Genomic DNA, 15,276 nt, shown 5'->3' on the forward strand with positions numbered 1-15,276 from the left:
GAGCCGGTTCGCGCTGTCCGGGGGCGGTCGTCATGCGGACCTCCGGACGGCGTTGTTCGCGAACTCCTCCAGAAGGCGTGCGGACGTCGCTTCCAGCGGTGCGGCTCGGAGGTGTTCCAGGGCCTGTCCGTACCGTTCGGTGATCATGGTTTCGACCCGTTGGACGGCACCGCTGGCGGTGATGATGCTGCGGGCGGTGGCGGCCTGGTGGTGGGTGAGGCCGCGGTGGCCGAGGAGGGGGCGGAGCCGGTCGGCCTGGGCACGGGTGGCGTGGCGCAGGGCGAGGGCGATGAGGACGGTGGCCTTGCCTTCGCGCAGGTCGTCGAGTGCGGGTTTGCCGGTGCGGGTGGGGTCGCCGAAGACGCCGAGGAGGTCGTCGCGGAGTTGGAAGGCTTCGCCCAGGGGGATGGCGAACGCGGACAGTGAGTCGAGCAGGCCCCGTTCGGCGCCGGCGAGGGCGGCGCCGATGTGCAGGGGGCGTTCGATGGTGTATTTGGCGGTCTTGTAGCGGCAGATCGCCAGTGCCCGGCTGACGGTGCCGGCGCCGGTGGCGGTGGCGGTGACGTCGAGGTACTGGCCGTACATGACCTCGGTGCGCATGGCGTCGAGCAGGGGCAGGACCCGGGTGAGCTGCTGGTGGTTGAGGCCGGCGGTGTGCAGGAGTTCGTCGGACCAGGTGAGGGCGAGATCGCCGATGAGGACGGCGGCGCTGGTACCGAGTCGGTTGGCCGTGGCGGCGGTGCGGCCGGGGGCGTGTCGGGTGGCGAGGGCGCGGTGGAGGGTGGGGTGTCCACGGCGGATGTCCGAGCGGTCCATGACGTCGTCGTGGATCAGGCAGAAGGCGTGGAACATCTCCAGGCTGGCGGCGGTCCTGACGACCGGGAGCGGGCGGCCACGCCCACCGGCGACCTGCCAGCCCGTCAGGCAGAGGAGGGGGCGGATGCGTTTGCCGCCGGCGGCCAGGAAGTCCGTCAGGAGTGCGGTCACTTCCCCCGGCAAGTGCTGTCCGGCTGCGGCGCGGGCTTTGTCGGTGAGGAAGGCGTCGAGGGCGGCGTCGATCTTGGCGCGGGCCTGGTCGGGCTGGGTCGGGGCCGTGGTGGTCATGAGGGGTCCTGTGGCGGTGCCGGGATGTCCTGGGGAACCGGTTCGTCGGTGAGGCGGAGCGCTTCGTCGAGGAGGGCTTCGACGATCTTGTTTTCAGGGACGGTGCGGATGATCCGGCCCCGGCGGAAGATGCGGCCCTTTCCATTGCCGCAGGAGACGCCGAGGTCGGCTTCCCGGGCTTCGCCGGGTCCGTTGACGACGCAGCCCATGACGGCGATGCGCAGGGGGTGGGGGAAGTCGTCGAAGGCGGCTTCGACCTGGGTGGCGAGGCGGTGGATGTCGACCTGGAGGCGGCCGCAGCCGGGGCAGGAGACGATCTCCAACTTGCGGGGGCGCAGTCCGAGGGAGGAGAGGATGTGGCAGCCCGCTTTCACCTGTTCGACGGGTGGGGCGGAGAGGGAGACGCGGAGGGTGTCGCCGATGCCTTCGCCGAGGAGGATGCCGAAGGCGACGGCGGTTTTGATGGAGCCCTGGAAGGCGGGTCCGGCTTCGGTGACGCCGAGGTGGAGCGGGTAGTCGCAGGCGTCGGCGAGAAGGCGGTTCGCGGCGATCACCGTGCCCGGGTCATGGTGCTTGACCGCTATCTTCAGCTGGGTGAAGCCGTGTTCCTCGAAGAGGGAGCACTCCCAGAGGGCGGATTCCACCAGGGCTTCGGGGGTGGCCCGGCCGTGTTTGGCCAGGAGGCGGGGGTCGAGGGAGCCTGCGTTGACGCCGATCCGGATGGGAACCCCGGCCGCTGCGGCAGCCTTGGCGATCTCGGCGACCCTGTCGTCGAACGCGCGGATGTTGCCGGGGTTCACCCGTACGGCGGCGCAGCCGGCGTCGATGGCGGCGAAGACGTAGCGGGGCTGGAAGTGGATGTCGGCGATCACCGGCAGTTTCGACCGGGCGACGATGAGGGGGAGGGCGTCGGCGTCGTCCTGGGAGGGTACGGCGACGCGGACGATGTCGCAGCCTGCTGCGGTGATCTCGGCGATCTGCTGGAGAGTGGCGTCCACGTCTGCGGTGGGGGTGGTGGTCATGGTCTGGACGGAGACCGGGGCGCCGCCGCCCACCAGGACGTCGCCGACGTGGAGTTGGCGGGTGCGGCGCCGCTGCGGAGCGCGGGCGCGCGCGGGCAGACCGAGGTCGGTGGTCATCGTGTCCTGCCTTCTCGCTCGGGCTGCTGGGTGTGGTGCGGGAGCCCGGCGCGGGCCCGGAGCACGGCGTGGACGATGCCTCGGCTGTCGAGGCCCGCCGCGCCGAGGAGACCGGCGCGGGTCGCATGGGGGAGGAAGCGGTGCGCCAGCCCCAGGGCGCGCGTGGGCATGGTGTTCCCCGTGTCGGTGAGCGCCTGGGCGACGGCCGTTCCCATGCCGCCGGAGCGGATGCCGTCCTCGACGGTGACCACCAGGCGGTGGCGTGCGGCGAGTTCGGTGAGCTGGTGGGGGACGGGCAGGGCCCAGCGGGGGTCGGCGACGGTGCATCCGACCCCACGGCGGTCGAGCTGGGCGGCGGCTTCGACGGCCGCTGCGGCGAGCGGGCCCGCGGCGACGAGCAGGACGTCCCGGACTCCGGAACGGAACAGGACGTCGACGGGGCCGTGCCGTTCCAGGGCCTCGACATCGCCTGCTGCTTGGGCCTTGGGGAAGCGCAGGGCGGTGGGTCCGGCACGGTGGCTGACGGCCTCGGTGAGGAGTTCCCGCAGTTGTGCGGCGTCGCGGGGAACGGCCACCCGTAATCCGGGGACGGCGTTGAGGAGTGCCAGGTCCCATATGCCGTGGTGCGAGGGGCCGTCGGGACCGGTGATCCCCGCGCGGTCCAGGACGAAGGTCACCGGCAGGCCGTGCAGGGCCACATCCATCAGGACCTGGTCGAACGCGCGGCCCAGGAACGTCGCGTAGACGGCCACGACGGGGTGGAAGCCGTCCATCGCCAGCCCGGCCGCCGATGTGGCCGCGTGCGCCTCGGCTATCCCCACGTCGAAGACCCGGTCGGGAAACTTCTCCCGCATCAGGTGCAGTCCGGTGGGCCGCAGCATCGACGCGGTGATCGCCACCACGCGCGGGTGGTCCGCCGCCACGGACACGAGTTCGTGCGCGAACACGCTCGTCCACGACCGACCCGGGGCCTTGGCGGCAGCGGTGGGGCGGCCGGTGGAGGGATCGACGACACCGACCGCGTGCAGGCAGTCCGCCTCGTCCGCCTCCGCGAGCGGATATCCCCGGCCCTTGACCGTCACCACGTGCACGAGGACCGGACGGGCCAGCGACCGTGCCCGGCGCAGCGCCTTCTCGACCGCGGCCGTGTCGTGGCCGTCGACCGGTCCGACGTAGCCGAAACCCAGATCGGTGAACACGTTCCGGTGTCCCGGGTGGTCCGCTGTCCCGGTTCCCGGCCGCTTCAGTGCGCCCAGATGTTCGGCGAGGGCACCGGTGGTGGGGGCGTAGGAGCGGCCGTTGTCGTTGAGCACCACGATCACCGGACGTGAGGGGGCGGCGCCGAGGTTGTTCAGGCCCTCCCAGGCCAGTCCGCCCGTGAGGGCGCCGTCGCCGATGACGGCCACCACCGCGCGGCCCCTCTCACCGCTGAGGGCCCGTGCCTTGGCGAGGCCGTCCGCGTAGGAGAGGGCGGTCGAGGCGTGGGAGTTCTCCACCAGGTCGTGGGGCGACTCGGCCCGCGACGGATACCCCGACATGCCGTCGGCCTGCCGAAGGGATCCGAAATCCTTGCCGCGGTCGGTCAGCAGCTTGTGGACGTAGGTCTGGTGCCCGGTGTCGAAGACGATCGTGTCGCTGGGCGGGTCGAACACCCGGTGCAGCGCGAGGGTGAGCTCCACCACCCCCAGATTCGGGCCCAGATGACCGCCCGTCGCGCACACCGTCTCCACCAGGAACGCCCTGATCTCCGCCGCCAGTTCGCCCAGCCGTTCCCCGGGCACGGCCCGCAGCGACGCCGGGGTACCGGCCTTCGCCAGCAGCGGGAAACGGGCGGCGTACGTGCTGGTCGTGCTCATCGGGTCGTCCTTACCGCGGCGGGCGGTGCGAAGTAGGTGTCCTCGGTCGTGGTGATCCGTTCATGCACGGTGAGCGGCCCCAGCCCGGCCAGCGCGGAAAGGGTCTGCCGGACCAGGTCATGCGGGGCGGACGCCCCGGCGCTGAGCCCGACCGTGGCTGCGTCGCGCAGCCAGTCCGGCCGGATGCGGGAGCAGTCCTCGATCAGCTGGGCCGGTGTGCCCGCCTTGCGCGCCAGCTCCACGAGCCGAACGGAGTTGGAGGAATTCTCCGAGCCCAGGACCAGTACGAGGTCCGCCTCGGCGGTGACGGCCTGCAGGGCGTGCTGGCGGTTGGTGGTGGCGTAGCAGATGTCCTCGGAGCCTGGGCCGCGCGCCTGGGGAAAGCGTTCCTTGAGCGCGTCGATGGTCGCCCGCGTCTCGTCCACGGCGAGCGTGGTCTGCGTCAGGTACGTGATCTTCGAGGGGTCCGGCAGGTCCAGGCCGGCGATGTCCCGCACACTGCCGACGACCACGGTGGCGTCGGGGGCCTCGCCCTGGGTGCCCTCGACCTCCTCGTGGCCCGCGTGCCCGATGAGCACGATGCTGTTGCCGCGCTCGGCGTAACGGCGTGCCTCCGCGTGGACCTTGGTCACCAGCGGGCACGTCGCATCGACCACCGTCAGGCTCCTGCGGGCCGCCTCCGCACGGACCTGCGGGGAGACACCGTGGGCGGAGAACACCACCAAGGACCCCGGGGGCACCTCGTCCAGTTCCTCCACGAAGACCGCCCCGCGCTCCGTCAGGTCGGCGATGACGTGGGTGTTGTGGACGATCTGCTTGCGCACGAACACCCGCCGGCCACCGGGTCCGTGCTGCTGTTCGAGGAGGGCCTCGACGACCTCGATCGCCCGTTCCACCCCCGCGCAGAACGATCGCGGGGACGCCAGCAGTACCGTCCTGGGCCCCATGACCCGTGCCCAAGAGGCCACGGCGGCCTCCGCCACCGGCCGTAGGCCCGCCTCGGCATCCGCCACCACCACGGCCACACCACCGGAGCCCTCCGCGCCCAGGTCGTCCCTGGCCCAGTGAGCGCTCGCGGTGGCAGGTGCGACGGCGGCCCGGCGATCACTGCCCGGCCCTTCCTGCAGCAGTTGGACCGTACCCGTGACCACCCGGTGCCCCGCCGCGCTGAGCGCCCCCGCGACCATCGGCGCGGCAGAGCAGGACAGGACCCGCCCGTCGGGCCGTCGCAGGTGGTCTGCAACCAGCATCTGACCGGCGGGTAGTGCTGCTGCCGGGGCGGCGACGTACCAGGACACAGATGACCGCGACATGTCTGTCCACTCGCATTCAGCACGGGAGATCGGCACCGGCAGGTCTTCACTGCCGAGGAGGACCGCGCGGCGAAGCGGCCACCACCCACGGTGGTGCGCCGGGATTGAGTGACCGATCCAGGCGGGTACCTCCCTTGCAGTACATCCGCCGGAATCCAGTCTGTGCAGGGGTGTCGGGGCGCGAACGTGCTGCGCGTGCTGCGCTCGTGCGCCCTTGTGAAAGCCCCTGTGTCCGGATCATCTTTGGCTAGGGCTGAGAACGGGGAAGCGATGTCCTCTCAGCAACCGAACGCACGGCTCGGGCGACTTCTCATGGAGGCGGGATGGAACGCGACCCTGCTCGCGCGCGCGGTCTCCTCGGTCGCCTCCGAACGCGGCCACGACCTGACCGTGAACCGCTCGACAGCGACGCGCTGGCTCGCCGGAGCGCATCCCCGTCCGCCCGCGCCCACCTACATCCCTGGAGGCGCTTTCCCGGCGCCTGGGCAGACCCCTGGCCGCTGCCGACGCCGGTCTGACCCGAGTTCCTGCCCGCATACCGGACTGGTCCTGGAAGGCAGACCCCGTGCACCATCTGTCCAAGCTCACCCACAGCCAACTCGACCCCCGCAGGGGAGAGGTACTGGGCGTGGACGTCTACAGCCTCGCAGCGCTGGAGGTCCCTGATTGGGAGGACCTGCTCTCACGGACCGTGGCCCGCCGCGCCGGCGTCCTGGCCGGCCGCCGCGTGGGCCGAGCGGAAGTGGAAGCGCTCCAGAGCATGACCGTGGTCTTCGCGGCCTCCGCCGGAAGCTTCGGCGGCGGACACGCCCGCACCGCGCTCACCACCTACCTCGCCGACGACGTCACCCCGTGACTCCTCTCCGTCGCCAGTGAGCAGGTGCACCGACAACTCCTCACCCACACGGCACAGCTCACCATCCTCCTGGGCAACATGTGCGCCGACGACAGCGACAACGTCCTGGCCCAGCACTACCACCGCACAGCCGCCCACCTGGCCGCAGAAGCCGAAGACCCCCACACCTACACCATCGCCCTCAGAGCCCTCGCCTCCCACGCCCTGGACCTCGGCCACCGGCAGCCCTCCCTCGTCCTGACCGAACAGGCGGTCGCCACCGCGACCCGTCACTCCTCACCCCTGGCCCAGTCCTTCACCCAGTCCCAGCTCGCCCTGGCCCACGCACGGGGCAACAACCGTTCCCGAGCCCTCCTCGCGCTGCACAACGCGGAAGTCCTCCACGGCCAGGCGGACCAGAACCTCACCGACCCCTTCGACAGTTACCCGACCGCAGCCCTGCACTACCAGCGCGCCCGAACGCTGACCGCGCTCAGAGACCATCAGGCAGCCGACCGGGCCTACACCGCCTCGCTCCGCGCCCGCGCCCCGCAGGCACGCCGCGCCAGGGCGCTGACCACGGCACTCCTGGCCGAGTCGCAACTGCTCCAGGGCAACCTCGAAGAATCCCTCACCACCTGGAAGCGCTTCCTCATCGACTACCCGGGCCTGCGGTCGGCCCGCGCCACCGCCTCCCTCACCACCATGCGCCAGGTACTGCGTCCCTACAGCACCCACCCCGACGTGGCACTCCTGACCGAGGAAGCCGCAGCCCTGTGACACCACGACCCACACCCTGCACGGGGGCGCGGTGTGGCCACGTCAGCACCGACGAGAACAGCTTCACCCCGGGAGTTCGGGGGCCCGGGCGCACGGTCGGAATCCCGCGTGAACCGGAACTCTCGTATTCGTGAATCATTTTCGGTCGGCGTTCTTCGATTCTTCGTGACTGCTTCGAATCGGTGTGAAATGCCCCCGCGGAGAGTGGCGAGAATATCCTTCGAGGGTCGTTCTCGTATTTCCTGCGGTTGCCTGATCCGGTGCTGCGGCGGGGCGGGTAGGGGGGTGATCGCCGTTCCAGCCCATCGGTGCCGGTCCGGAAGTCGGCTGCCGGGAACCGTCCGAGGGCAGGTGTACGCACTTCCAGCGTGCCGCGTTTTCTCGCGCAGGGCGTGCACTGATGTCCGGATAGTCGGAAGTGTTCCGGCGGCGGTCAGGCGTTCCGCTGGCACGTCCGGGCAGATGGCGTAGACGCAAATCGATTCTGCGGGTGGAGTGGCCGAAATTCGGACCGATGCTCCGCAGGCGATTTGCGGTACGCGGGATAAAAATCAAGGATGGATGATCCTTTTTCTTTCAGTCCGCTGGGAGAGCCGGGGGAAACCTCGACGCACGTGCCGGAGGCCGGAATGCAGACGGGGCGGCCGGACGGGCCGTGCCCCTGGGGCACGGCCTGCCCGGGAGCGATGCCATCCACGCACACGGACCGAGTCCGGCGTCCGGGACGGGGCGACGACCAAGTGCCCCCGCGGCCCGGCACGCTCAGCGAGGCTTCGCACGGCTGACACCTCGTGCGCGGTGCAGAACGGCCGCAGCCGGTCGGCGCCGGAATCCCCGCAGGGACGCGTGCAGCTGCCGCAGAGCCTGGTCCACTGCGGCCCGGTCCGGATGATCCGGGTTCGGCGGGGCACACCGGTTCCCACGAACCACCGCCGCGGATTCGCCGGGAGCCACGCCGTATAACCTGGGGAAATGCTGACCGAGGTCACCGTCACCCACTACGTGGCGCCCCTGCACGAGGGCGGTTCCGTGCCCGGCATCGTCGAGGCCGACGACCTCGGCACCTATGTCGTCAAGTTCACCGGAGCAGCCCAGGGCCGCCGAGCGCTGGTCGCCGAGGTGATCGTCGGGGAACTGGCGCGCGCCCTCGGGCTCCGCGTACCGGCACTGGTGCGCGCCCACTTCGACCCGGCCGTCGCCGCCCACGAACCGCACCAGGAGGTCCGGGACCTGCTGGCGGCCAGCGCGGGGCTCAACCTCGGCATGGACTACCTCCCGGGAGCCGTGGACTTCGTCCCGGACGCCCCGCCCGCCGCCCTGCGGGTCGACCCGGTGGAGGCCGGGCGGATCATCTGGCTCGACGCGCTGACCGCCAATGTCGACCGCACCCTGCACAGCTCCAACCTGATGGTCTGGCCCACCTTCGGCGGCCCTTCCCTCAACGTCCCCCGGCTGTGGCTGATCGACCACGGGGCGGCCCTCGTCTTCCACCACCGGTGGGAGAGCGCCGACCGGGCCGTGACCAAACGGTACGACTTCCGCCGCCACGCGCTCGGCGGTTACGCGCCCGACACCGCTGCCGCCGATGCCGAACTCGCGCCGCGCGTCACCCGGGACCTGATGCGGGACGTCACCGCCCTGGTGCCCGACGCCTGGCTGGCCGGTGAGGCCGGCTTCCCGGACGCCGACGCCGTCCGGGACGCCTACGCGGACCACCTCACCGCCCGCGCCCGGGCGTCCGAACACTGGCTGCCCACCGACTTCCCCGCCCGCGCCCACCTCGCCGAAGAGGACGCCCGCCGCGCGGCGGCCACCGAAGCCGGCCGCCCGGCCTGGCTCAAGCGCGTCCCGGACCTGCACGGGCAACCCCCGGCAGAGCAGGACTGGTCCGTGCACCTGGACCGAAGCTGACCACCTGGACCGAAGCCGGACCGAAGCTGAGAGGCCACACCATGACCGCGCCGCCGACCGACGACACGCCCCCCGCCGCACACCGCGTGCAGATCGAGTACTGCACCCAGTGCCGCTGGCTGCCCCGGGCCGCCTGGCTCGCCCAGGAACTGCTCACCACCTTCGAGGCGGAGTTGAGCGAGCTGTCCCTCGCGCCGGGCACGGGCGGGGTCTTCGTCGTCCGGGTCGACGGCGAGGAGGTCTGGGACCGCAAACGGGACGGGTTCCCGGAGCCGACGGCCGTCAAGCGCCGGGTCCGGGACCGGGTGGCCCCGGGGCGCACCCTCGGGCACACGGACCGCCCCTGACCGGGCTGCCGGCAGGCGCAGGATCGATTCGGCACGGAGTCACACCACCCCCCGGAGCGCGCCGGCGCTCCGCGCGCTCCCACGATCGCCAACGCGCCGTCAGATTCGACCGCGCGAAGGACTGTTGGGCAAAGGGGAGGGGAAATTCCGTCCGCTCAGTGGCGGGCACCCCGTCCGGTGGCGTTTACTGGCCCGACCCCACGGATCCGACCGGTCCGGACGGGGACGGCGAGCCTTGAGCAAAATGCGCACAACGTAGTGCGCGGGGGGAGAGCTGTGTTGCGGAGCGTGGGACAGAAGCCAGTGACCGGCAGCGACGACGACCCGCGGGTTCTGGAGCTGCGCGCCGCGGTTTCCCGGCTCCGTCGCGAACTCGCGGTGCATCCGGCCGAGTTCCCCGACCGGACGATCGCCGAGGACGAGCTCGCCGCCCTCGACGCGATGACGGTCGACGGCGCCCCCGAGACCCCCCGGTTGCGGCGCTCCCTGCTGCTGATCGCGGGCTCCATCGGCTCGGTGAGCGCCCTCGCCGTGAGCCTGGCCCGGGTCCGCAACGCGGTCGACCTCTTCGGCGGTCCGCCGACGGTCCGCTGACGCACCGTCAAGCGTGGTGGGTCCGGTCGCCGGTGGGGCTCAGGTCGACGACTCCGCCGCGGTGGCCAACTCGGCGGACAGTTCCCCCGCGACCTGTTGGAGCACCGGGACGATCCGCCGCGTCGCAGCTTCGGTGACCCGCCCCGTGGGGCCGGAGATGGAGATCGCCGCGGTGGTCGGCGAGTCGGGCACCCGGACGGCGAGGCACCGCACCCCGAGCTCCTGCTCGCCGTCGTCGACCGCGTAGCCGCAGCGTCGTACGTCCTCCAGCGCGCTGAGGAAGCCCTCCACGGTGGTGATGGTGCGTTCGGTCGCCGGCGGCATCCCCGTACGGCCCAGCAGGGCGCGCACCTCGTCGGGGGAGAGCTGGGCGAGCAGGGCCTTGCCGACGCCGGTCGAGTGGGGGAGCACCCGCCGCCCCACCTCGGTGAACATCCGCACCGAATGCCTGGAGGGCACCTGCGCCACGTAGACGATCTCGTCCCCGTCCAGCAGGGCCAGGTTCGCGGTCTCGCCGGTCTCCTCGACCAGCCGGGCGAGGTGCGGCCGGGCCCAGGTCCCGAGCAGTCGGGACGCCGACTCCCCGAGGCGGATCAGCCGCGGTCCCAACGCGTAGCGCCGGTTCGGCTGCTGGCGCACGTACCCGCAGGACACCAGGGTCCGCACCAGCCGGTGGATGGTCGGCAGCGGCAGCCCGCTGCTCGCGGACAGTTCGCTCAGGCCGATCTCGCCCCCGGCGTCCGCCATCCGCTCCAGCAGGTCGAAGGCCCGCTCCAGGGACTGCACTCCGCCGCTCGCGGCGGGGGACGCCAGGGGTCGGGCGGCGTCGGTGGGGCGGGTGCTGGGCGTCGGCACGGCGCGGTCCTTTCGGGGCGGGCGGGCGAGGGAGCAGCCTACCGGGGGGCCGTCCCCGCCCCCGAGCACGGCTGCCGTGTTGCCCCGCGGCCCGCGGGGGCTCCGCGACGGGCCGCGGCGACTCCTCGGCCGTTCCCGCGGCCGTCCTCGGAAGCACGGGCTACTTCCCCTGTTTCTTCATGCTCTCCGCGACCCCGAACAGCGCGAACGCGAACAGCAACAGCGCGATGCTGGCGAACAGTTCGTACCCGTCCAGGAACGCCACGTGCCTCAGCAGGCCCCAGTCCCCCCAGCCGAGTTCGTTCGTGAGCCCCATGGCGCCCTGCACCAGGGCGACGAAACCAAGAAACCCCCACAGATGCCTCATGGACGTGATCCTCCTCGGCGCGGACCGCCCCGGGACATCGGCCACCGGACGTTCCCCGCCGGCCGGAAGTCGCGGGTCCGCCCGGGGCCGTCAGCCGATGGTCGAGGCCACGCCAACTTTGGTCGGTGGGCGTGTCGCACGGTACGGGTGCACCCGTACGGGTGCGTAGATTTGCTGGTCATGAACGGCCAAGAACCCCCCGTGCCAGCGGAGTCGGTCCCCGCCTTCCGGCTGCGCTGGCTGCTGCCCTCGGCGGTGGCCGCCGAGTTGTACCCGGAACGGGTCAAGGGCCGGTACCCCCGGCGGACCCTGCGCGACTGGATCGTCGACTTCCTGTGCTTCCTGATCGCCGTCACGATCGGGCTGCTGGTGGCGGAGAACCTGGTCCAAGAGCCGGACGTGCCGGAGCCGTTGATCGTGGCGGACCAGGTGCTCGGCGCCCTCTCCTGCGGTGCGGTGTGGCTGCGCCGCCGCTGGCCGGTCGGGCTCGCGGCGGCCCTGGTCCCGGTGGGGCTGCTGTCCACGACCGCCGCCGGAGCCGCCCTCGTCCTGCTGTTCTCCCTGGCCGTGCACCGACGTTTCGCGTACGTGGCCTGGGTCGCGGGTGTCTCCCTCGCCCTCGCCCCGCTGCTCTTCTGGTGGCGCCCTGACCCCGAACTCTCGTACGGCGTGTCCATCATGTTCACGGTGCTGATGACCGCCACCGTCGTCGGCTGGGGGATGTTCGTCCGCTCGCACCGCGAACTGCTGCTGTCGCTCCAGGACCGGGCCCGGCGTGCCGAGACCGAGGCGGAACTGCGCGCGGAACAGGCCCAACGGCTCGCCCGGGAGTCCATCGCCCGGGAGATGCACGACGTCCTCGCCCACCGGTTGACCCTGCTCAGCGTGCACGCGGGTGCCCTGGAGTTCCGCCCGGACGCCCCTCGGGAGGAGATCGCCCGGGCCGCCGGGGTGATCCGGGAGAGTTCCCACGAGGCGCTCCAGGACCTGCGCGAGATCATCGGAGTGCTGCGCGCGGGGGAGGGGGAGGAATCCGGCCGCCCGCAACCCACCCTCGCCGCCCTCGACACGCTGGTCGACGAGTCCCGCGCGGCGGGCGCCACGGTGCGGCTCGCCAACCGGGTCACCGATCCCCGTGCCGCCCCCGCCTCCGTGGGCCGCACCGCCTACCGCATCGCCCAGGAGGGGCTGACCAACGCCCGCAAGCACGCCCCCGGCTCCGAGGTCACGGTGTGTCTGACCGGCGGCCCCGGGGAGGGGCTGACGGTCACCGTGCACAATCCGGCACCGGCCGGGAAGGTCCCCGCCGTGCCCGGCTCCGGCCAGGGCCTCATCGGCCTCACCGAACGGGCCACCCTCGCCGGTGGCCGGATCGAGCACGGGCCGGACGACGCCGGGGGCTTCCAGGTCACCGCCTGGCTACCGTGGCCCTCATGACTGCGATCAAGGTGCTCCTGGTGGACGACGACCCGCTGGTCCGCGCGGGTCTGTCCCTGATGCTCGGCGGAGCCGAGGACATCGAGATCGCGGGGCAGGCGGGCGACGGCTGCGAGGTCCTCGCCCTGGTGGACCGGCTGGCTCCGGACGTCGTCCTGATGGACATCAGGATGCCCACCGTGGACGGCCTCACCGCCACCGAACTGCTGCGGGCCCGGGCGGGCGCCCCCGAGGTCATCCTGCTGACCACGTTCCACGCCGACGAACAGGTCCTGCGGGCGCTGCGGGCGGGGGCCGCCGGCTTCGTGCTCAAGGACACCCAGCCGGCCGAGATCGTCGACGCGGTGCGCAAGGTCGCCGCCGGGGTGCCCGTCCTGTCGCCGACGGTGACCCGTCAACTCATCAGCAGGGTCGCGGGCGACGACTCCCGGCAGGACCGCAGCCGGCGCGCCCGGGAACGGCTGTTGGTGCTCGGCGAACGCGAGCGGGAGGTCGCCGTGGCCGTCGGCCGCGGGAAGTCGAACGCGGACATCGCCGCCGACCTGTACATGAGCGTCGCCACCGTCAAGACGCACGTGTCCCGCGTCCTGGCCAAGCTCGAACTCAACAACCGGGTGCAGATAGCCCTGTTGACCCATGACGCCGGGTGGCTGCTCGACGACGAGTGACCCGGTGCGGCCCGTTCACGCCCCGGGGACCTCGTCGATCCGCACCGCCCGCCGTTCCCGCCGGGACCGTTCGCACGCTTCGGCGATGCGCAGCGCCGTCAGCGCCTCGCGCCCGTCGCAGGGGTTCGCCCGCTCCCCGCGCACCACGTCCACGAAGGCCGCCAACTCCGCCTCGTACGCGGGGGCGAACCGTTCGAGGAAGCCGGGCCACGGTTTGTCGGCGGGCGGCGGGCCGGCGGCTTCCGTGGACGCGATCGGGGTGCGGTCGTCCAGCCCGACCGCCACCTGGTCGGCCTCCCCGGCGAGTTCCATCCGGACGTCGTAGCCGGCGCCGTTCAGCCGGGTCGCCGTCGCGGTGGCGAGGACCCCGTCGTCCAGGGTCAGCACCACCGCCGCGGTGTCCACGTCCCCGGCCTCCCGGAACATCGAGGGCCCCGCGTCGGACCCGGCGGCGTACACCTCCACCACCTCCCGGCCGGTCACCCAGCGCAGTGCGTCGAAGTCGTGGACCAGGCAGTCCCGGTAGAGGCCCCCGGACAGCGGGAGGTACGCGGCGGGCGGCGGAGCCGGATCGGAGGTCATCGCCCGTACGGTGTGCAGCCGTCCGAGGCGGCCCTCGCGCACCGCCTCCCGGGCCCGGACGTACCCGAAGTCGAAACGGCGCTGGAACCCCATCTGGAGGACGGTGCCCGCCGCGTCCACGTCCCGCAGCGCGGACAGGGTGCCCGACAGGTCCAGGGCGATGGGCTTCTCGCAGAAGACCGGCAGCCCCGCCCGGGCCGCCCGGGAGATCAGCTCGGCGTGCGCAGCGGTGGCGGTGGTGATCACCACCGCGTCGACGCCCCAGGTGAAGATCTCGTCCACCCCGGGCGCGGTGGTGGCCCCGATCCGGTGGGCCAGTGCCTGGGCCCGCGCGAGGTCGGCGTCCGTGACGACGAGGGAACCCACCTCGCGGTTGCGGCAGAGGGATGCCGCGTGGAACGTCCCGATGCGGCCCGTCCCGATGAGTCCGATGCGCATGGGTACAAGGTGGAGCCGCCCGCACCCCCTGTCAATGGTTTGTCCGGACAATCGAACCGCATGGCTTCCCGTCCTTGGGCCGGACGGCTACGCTCCCCAACCGTGTCCAGACCCGCAGCCGAACCGCCCGTGACGCTCCACCTCGGTGTGGACCGGAGCAGCCCGGTCCCGCTGTACTTCCAGCTCGCCCAGCAACTCGAAGCGGCGATCGAACGCGGCACGCTCACCCCGGGCAGCCTGCTGGGCAACGAGATAGAACTCGCGGGACGCCTCGGTCTGTCCCGTCCCACCGTCCGCCAGGCCATCCAGTCGCTGGTCGACAAGGGGCTCCTGGTGCGCCGCCGGGGCGTCGGCACCCAGGTGGTCCACAGCCAGGTCAAGCGCCCGCTGGAGCTGAGCAGCCTGTACGACGACCTGGAGGCGGCCGGCGGGCGGCCCGCGACCCGGGTCACCGTCAACGGTCTCGTCCCGGCGTCCGCGGAGGTCGCCGTCGCGCTCGGGGTCGCCGAGGGGGCCGAGGTGCACCGCGTCGAACGGCTCCGACTGGCCCACGGCGAGCCCCTGGCGTACCTGTGCAACCACCTCCCGGCCGGGCTGCTCGCCCTGGAGACCGCACGGTTGGAGTCCACCGGGCTGTACCGGATGCTGCGGGCCGTCGGGATCACCCTGCACAGCGCCCGCCAGTCGGTGGGCGCCCGGGCCGCCACCGCCGGGGAGGCGGCGCTGTTGGCGGAGCCCGCGGGCGCGCCCCTGCTCACCATGTGCCGCACCACCTTCGACGACACCGGGCGCCCCGTGGAGCACGGGGCGCACACCTACCGCGCGTCCCGCTACTCGTTCGAGTTCCACCTGCTCGTCCGCCCCTGAGGCCCCGCTCCCCGCCGGGCGCCGCCCGCGCGCACCCGTCCGGCGCAACGCCCGGGCGGCCCGTTCGTCGGCCGGCGGGGGTCGGGCCCGGCCGCGTCAGAATGTTCTGACAAATCCATTGACGACCCACGGGCCCGCCGCTAGAACTCCCCCAGCCGCATTCGCGCGGCCGGGAGGAGAGGT

Annotated in this window: 15 protein-coding genes; 8 read left to right on the forward strand and 7 right to left on the reverse strand. The window is 72.3% G+C overall.

Going from position 1 to position 15,276, the window contains the following annotated elements; genetic code table 11:
* Window positions 1-30: 30 nt before the first annotated feature.
* Genes ACFV88_RS15280 through ispH form a run of 4 tightly spaced genes read right to left on the reverse strand, consistent with a single transcriptional unit; the run spans window position 31 to window position 5,412 of the window.
* Complete coding sequence (locus tag ACFV88_RS15280; RefSeq protein ID WP_385490728.1) at window positions 31-1,104, reverse strand: polyprenyl synthetase family protein; 1,074 nt, start codon at window positions 1,102-1,104, stop codon at window positions 31-33.
* A complete protein-coding gene (gene ispG, locus ACFV88_RS15285; RefSeq protein WP_385490731.1) occupies window positions 1,101-2,243 on the reverse strand; it encodes a flavodoxin-dependent (E)-4-hydroxy-3-methylbut-2-enyl-diphosphate synthase in 1,143 nt (380 codons plus the stop codon). Before ispG ends, ACFV88_RS15280 begins: the two co-directional genes overlap by 4 nt.
* Window positions 2,240-4,099: a 1-deoxy-D-xylulose-5-phosphate synthase gene (locus ACFV88_RS15290; protein WP_385490734.1), complete on the reverse strand. Its 1,860-nt coding sequence runs from the start codon at window positions 4,097-4,099 to the stop codon at window positions 2,240-2,242. The genes ispG and ACFV88_RS15290 overlap by 4 nt, the downstream gene beginning before the upstream one ends.
* Window positions 4,096-5,412, reverse strand: a complete 1,317-nt coding sequence (ispH, locus tag ACFV88_RS15295) for a 4-hydroxy-3-methylbut-2-enyl diphosphate reductase (protein ID WP_385490737.1) — start codon at window positions 5,410-5,412, stop codon at window positions 4,096-4,098. Before ispH ends, ACFV88_RS15290 begins: the two co-directional genes overlap by 4 nt.
* 565 nt (window positions 5,413-5,977) lie before the next feature.
* On the opposite strand from ispH, the gene ACFV88_RS15300 reads away from it, so the two are divergent.
* From ACFV88_RS15300 to ACFV88_RS15320, 5 genes are all read left to right on the forward strand, one after another.
* Window positions 5,978-6,268 carry a hypothetical protein gene (locus ACFV88_RS15300; protein WP_385490739.1) on the forward strand — a complete coding sequence of 97 codons (291 nt, stop codon included), beginning with the start codon at window positions 5,978-5,980 and terminating at the stop codon, window positions 6,266-6,268.
* Window positions 6,269-6,292: 24 nt separating this feature from the next.
* Window positions 6,293-7,027, forward strand: a complete 735-nt coding sequence (locus ACFV88_RS15305) for a hypothetical protein (RefSeq protein WP_385490742.1) — start codon at window positions 6,293-6,295, stop codon at window positions 7,025-7,027.
* A 972-nt stretch (window positions 7,028-7,999) separates the two neighbouring features.
* Window positions 8,000-8,938 (forward strand): HipA family kinase, encoded by a 939-nt coding sequence (locus ACFV88_RS15310; RefSeq protein WP_385490745.1) that lies wholly within the window; start codon window positions 8,000-8,002, stop codon window positions 8,936-8,938.
* 41 nt (window positions 8,939-8,979) lie between these two features.
* The gene (locus ACFV88_RS15315; RefSeq protein WP_385490749.1) at window positions 8,980-9,285 is read left to right on the forward strand and encodes a SelT/SelW/SelH family protein; all 306 of its coding nucleotides are present in this window, start codon (window positions 8,980-8,982) and stop codon (window positions 9,283-9,285) included.
* A 276-nt stretch (window positions 9,286-9,561) separates the two neighbouring features.
* Entirely contained in the window at window positions 9,562-9,879 is a 318-nt protein-coding gene (locus ACFV88_RS15320) for a DUF5955 family protein (protein ID WP_385490752.1), read from the forward strand.
* A gap of 39 nt (window positions 9,880-9,918) precedes the next feature.
* Here the strand turns inward: ACFV88_RS15320 and ACFV88_RS15325 are convergent, their stop codons facing one another.
* Complete coding sequence (locus ACFV88_RS15325) at window positions 9,919-10,734, reverse strand: IclR family transcriptional regulator (protein ID WP_385490755.1); 816 nt, start codon at window positions 10,732-10,734, stop codon at window positions 9,919-9,921.
* Window positions 10,735-10,894: 160 nt separating this feature from the next.
* Window positions 10,895-11,101 carry a hypothetical protein gene (locus ACFV88_RS15330; RefSeq protein ID WP_385490758.1) on the reverse strand — a complete coding sequence of 69 codons (207 nt, stop codon included), beginning with the start codon at window positions 11,099-11,101 and terminating at the stop codon, window positions 10,895-10,897.
* Between the two features lie 180 nt (window positions 11,102-11,281).
* Here ACFV88_RS15330 and ACFV88_RS15335 point away from each other — a divergent pair, with 180 nt between their 5' ends.
* Together ACFV88_RS15335 and ACFV88_RS15340 are read left to right on the forward strand one after the other, a co-directional pair.
* Complete coding sequence (locus ACFV88_RS15335; protein WP_385490761.1) at window positions 11,282-12,538, forward strand: sensor histidine kinase; 1,257 nt, start codon at window positions 11,282-11,284, stop codon at window positions 12,536-12,538.
* Entirely contained in the window at window positions 12,535-13,206 is a 672-nt protein-coding gene (locus ACFV88_RS15340) for a response regulator (protein WP_385490763.1), read from the forward strand. Before ACFV88_RS15335 ends, ACFV88_RS15340 begins: the two co-directional genes overlap by 4 nt.
* A 15-nt stretch (window positions 13,207-13,221) precedes the next feature.
* On the opposite strand, the gene ACFV88_RS15345 is transcribed toward ACFV88_RS15340, so the two are convergent.
* Window positions 13,222-14,226 (reverse strand): Gfo/Idh/MocA family oxidoreductase, encoded by a 1,005-nt coding sequence (locus ACFV88_RS15345; RefSeq protein WP_385490766.1) that lies wholly within the window; start codon window positions 14,224-14,226, stop codon window positions 13,222-13,224.
* 60 nt (window positions 14,227-14,286) lie between these two features.
* On the opposite strand from ACFV88_RS15345, the gene ACFV88_RS15350 reads away from it, so the two are divergent.
* Window positions 14,287-15,093: a GntR family transcriptional regulator gene (locus ACFV88_RS15350; protein ID WP_385490769.1), complete on the forward strand. Its 807-nt coding sequence runs from the start codon at window positions 14,287-14,289 to the stop codon at window positions 15,091-15,093.
* Window positions 15,094-15,276: the final 183 nt, after the last annotated feature.

Origin of the sequence: Streptomyces sp. NPDC059816, assembly GCF_042732055.1 — a bacterium.
Taxonomy (GTDB): Bacteria; Actinomycetota; Actinomycetes; order Streptomycetales; family Streptomycetaceae; genus Streptomyces.

Bases quoted from the DNA above. Each gene is read 5' to 3' on its own strand.
- ACFV88_RS15280 (WP_385490728.1), bottom strand. From the start codon at position 1,104: ATGACCACCACGGCCCCGACCCAGCCCGACCAGGCCCGCGCCAAGATC.
- ispG (WP_385490731.1), bottom strand. From the start codon at position 2,243: ATGACCACCGACCTCGGTCTGCCCGCGCGCGCCCGCGCTCCGCAGCGG.
- ACFV88_RS15290 (WP_385490734.1), bottom strand. From the start codon at position 4,099: ATGAGCACGACCAGCACGTACGCCGCCCGTTTCCCGCTGCTGGCGAAG.
- ispH (WP_385490737.1), bottom strand. From the start codon at position 5,412: ATGTCGCGGTCATCTGTGTCCTGGTACGTCGCCGCCCCGGCAGCAGCA.
- ACFV88_RS15310 (WP_385490745.1), top strand. From the start codon at position 8,000: ATGCTGACCGAGGTCACCGTCACCCACTACGTGGCGCCCCTGCACGAG.
- ACFV88_RS15315 (WP_385490749.1), top strand. From the start codon at position 8,980: ATGACCGCGCCGCCGACCGACGACACGCCCCCCGCCGCACACCGCGTG.
- ACFV88_RS15330 (WP_385490758.1), bottom strand. From the start codon at position 11,101: ATGAGGCATCTGTGGGGGTTTCTTGGTTTCGTCGCCCTGGTGCAGGGC.
- ACFV88_RS15335 (WP_385490761.1), top strand. From the start codon at position 11,282: ATGAACGGCCAAGAACCCCCCGTGCCAGCGGAGTCGGTCCCCGCCTTC.
- ACFV88_RS15340 (WP_385490763.1), top strand. From the start codon at position 12,535: ATGACTGCGATCAAGGTGCTCCTGGTGGACGACGACCCGCTGGTCCGC.
- ACFV88_RS15345 (WP_385490766.1), bottom strand. From the start codon at position 14,226: ATGCGCATCGGACTCATCGGGACGGGCCGCATCGGGACGTTCCACGCG.
- ACFV88_RS15350 (WP_385490769.1), top strand. From the start codon at position 14,287: ATGGCTTCCCGTCCTTGGGCCGGACGGCTACGCTCCCCAACCGTGTCC.